This is a genomic window from Streptomyces sp. NPDC057654, assembly GCF_042800135.1.
Taxonomy (GTDB): domain Bacteria; phylum Actinomycetota; class Actinomycetes; order Streptomycetales; family Streptomycetaceae; genus Streptomyces.
The window spans coordinates 1-2,919 of the sequence record NZ_JBHVHQ010001007.1 but is presented as its reverse complement, the minus strand read 5'-3'; the positions used below and the strand labels follow the sequence as shown (position 1 = coordinate 2,919).

Annotated in this window: 2 protein-coding genes; one reads left to right on the top strand and one right to left on the bottom strand. The window is 75.2% G+C overall.

Annotated elements, in window-relative coordinates; translation table 11 throughout:
* Positions 1-200: 200 nt before the first annotated feature.
* Positions 201-1,409 (bottom strand): aminotransferase class I/II-fold pyridoxal phosphate-dependent enzyme, encoded by a 1,209-nt coding sequence (locus tag ACFU99_RS39635; protein WP_384402380.1) that lies wholly within the window; start codon positions 1,407-1,409, stop codon positions 201-203.
* A 401-nt stretch (positions 1,410-1,810) separates the two neighbouring features.
* Between ACFU99_RS39635 and ACFU99_RS39630 the strand changes: the two genes are divergently transcribed.
* Positions 1,811-2,919: hypothetical protein (locus tag ACFU99_RS39630; RefSeq protein ID WP_384402377.1), on the top strand; the 1,109-nt coding region annotated here is incomplete at its 3' end.

The window sequence follows — 2,919 nt, the reverse complement described above, 5'->3', positions numbered from 1 at the left end:
CACTCCTACCAGGGTCAGTCCGGCGATCGCGATCAGAGCCGCAATGAAGATCGCCATCAGCGCCTCACTCCTTCCCGCTTCGAAGCTTCGAAGCGAGGCCCCCCCGCTTCGTGCCTGCGGGGGTTTTGCCCGCAAGCGCCTTACGGCAAAGCAGAGTTGAGCAAGACCAGAGGTTCCCGGCGGATGACTATGACGGGCCGTCAGGGAGCGGCGGCGACCAGCTGCTTCACGGCCGTGCGCAGGCCGTCCTCGCGCTTGCAGAAGGAGAAGCGCACCAGATGGGAGGGGGCGCCCTCGGTCACGTAGAAGGCGGCGGTCGGGATCGCCACCACCCCGGCCCGCTCCGGGAGTTCGCGGCAGAAACGCACCCCGTCGCCATGGCCCCAGGGCCGTACGTCCGCCTGCACGAAATAGCCCGCGTCCGCGCGGAACGGGCGCAGCCCCGCCTGCGCCAGGCCCTCGGCGAGCAGGTCGCGGTGGTGCCGCAGGGTGGCGCGCAGCCCGGCCGCCCACTCCTCCACCGAGCCGAGCGCCCGCGCCAGCGCCTCCTGGTAGGGGGTCCCCGAGGCGTACGTGAGGAACTGCTTCGCCGCCCCGACCGCGCCGACCAGGCGGGCCGGGCCGCAGACCCAGCCGATCTTCCAGCCGGTGACGTTGAAGGTCTTGCCCGCCGAGGAGATCGCGAGGGTCCGCTCCCGCATGCCGGGCAGCGACGCGAGGGGCAGATGGCGGGCGCCGTCGTCGTACACGAGGTGCTCGTACACCTCGTCCGTCACGGCGATCAGGTCGTGCTCGCGGCACACCTCGGCGACGGCCGCCAGCTCGGCCTCGGTGAACACCTTGCCCGTCGGGTTGTGCGGGCTGTTCAGCACCAGGACGCGGGTGCGGGGCGTCACGGCGGCGCGCAGGGCGTCGGCGTCGAGGACGAAGCCGTCCCCGTCGGGGGCGAGCGGCACGCCGACGAGCCGGGCGCCGGCCAGCCGGGCGTCCGCCGCGTACGCGTCGTAGCAGGGATCGAAGGCGATCACCTCGTCGCCGGGGTCGCAGAGCGCGAGCAGGGCGGCGGCGAGCGCCTCGGTGGCGCCGGTGGTGACGAGCACCTCGCCCTGCGCGCGGTATTCGAGCCCGTACCGGCGCAACTGGTGCGCCGCGACGGCCTCGCGCAGCGCGGGCGCGCCGACGGCCGGCGGGTACTGGTTGCTGCCCGCGAGCACCGCCCGCGCCACGTCCTCCAGCAGCGCGCCGGGGCTCTCCAGCTCGGGCACGCCCTGCCCGAGGTTGACCGCGCCGGTGGCGCGCGCGAGTTCCGTCATCTCCGTGAAGACGGACGTGCCCATGGCCCGCACCCGCTCCGCCGGGCTCCACCGCTGTGAGCCCACCGCGCCGCGCGCGCCGGCCTGCCCCCTCATGTCCATACGGTCCCGCTTTCCCGAGTCGTTGAGGCGTTCCCCAGTCCTGTCCCGCCCGGCATCCGGAGCCCGGCCCGCCGAGCGCTGCTGCCCTCACGATAAGCGGGCGGGGGCGGAGGCCGGGGGCTGTGTACGGACGGGGGCTTCGTACGTACCGGAGTCGCGTACGCGCCGGGCCCGCCCCGGCACAAGCGGCCCACGTCCCCACACGGCCCCCGGCACAAGCCGCCCCCGATGTCACGCCGCCACGCGGCCCCCGCGTCCGAGCGGGTGCACGGGCCCTACGGACGGCGGACAGCGGTCGCGCACCAGGTGGCGGGCGCGCAGAGTCGGGGTGCCGGGCCCGGCCGCCCTGGGGCGCCGGCCCGTACTCGCAACCGCCCCCGCACCGGAGGTGAGCCGTGTCCGCCGACACCGCCATGCCCGTACGAGCCCCGGAACCGCAGCCGGCCGACGGCGCGGGAGCGTCCCGCAGGGGGGAGCGCGTCCGCGGCGCGCTGCGCCGGGCGGCTCCGGCGCTCGGCCTGTACGCCGCCGTGCGGCTGACCGGGATGCTGACGATGGCGGCCTGGGCCTGGCGGGTCGGCCGCCACCCGCGGACCACGCTGGGGCTGGCCTGGGACGGCACCTGGTACACGGGCATCGCCCGCAGCGGGTACGACACGGTCCACCCGACCGCCGGCTGGGCGGGGCAGCACTTCAGCGACACGGCGTTCTTCCCGCTCTTCCCGGGCCTCATGCGCGGCGTGGCGAGCGTTCTGCCGATCGGGCTGGTCAACGCGGGGCTGCTGGTCGCCTGGGTCTCGTCGGCGGCCGCGGCCTGGGGGCTGTACGCGGTCGGCGAGCGGCTGCACGGGCGCCGCGTCGGGACGCTGCTCGTGCTGCTGTGGGGGCTGCTGCCGCACGCGGTCATCGAGACGATGGCGTACACCGAGCCGCTGATGACGGCGCTCGCCGCCTGGTCGCTGTACGCGCTGCTGACCGGCCGCTGGGTGTGGGCCGGGGGCCTCGCCCTGCTCGCGGGCGTCTGCCGCCCCAACGGCGTCGCGGTGGCGGCGGCGCTCTGCTGCGCGGCGGCGGTCCTGCTGTGGCGGGACGGGCGCGCCCGCCGGAACTGGCGGGTGTGGGCGGGGGCGGCGCTCTCGCCGGCGGGCTGGCTCGGGTACGTGGCCTGGGTCGGCGCCCGGCAGGGCAGCCCGCTCGGCTACTTCGAGGTGCAGCGCGGCTGGGGCTCGCGTTTCGACTTCGGCTACGACGCGCTGATGTTCATCCGCCATCTGGTGATCGGCCTGAGCCGGCTCGGCTACTACGTGACCTTCGCGGTGATCGTCGTGGCGCTGCTGGCGCTGGTCTTCCTCGCGCTGGACCGGCCGCCGCTGCCGGTGTTCGTCTACACGCTGGTGCTGGTCGTCATCGCGCTGGGCGGCTCGAAGTACTTCGCGTCGAAGCCGCGCTTCCTGCTGCCCGCGTTTCCGCTGCTGCTCCCGGCGGCGCTGGCGATGGCGAGAGC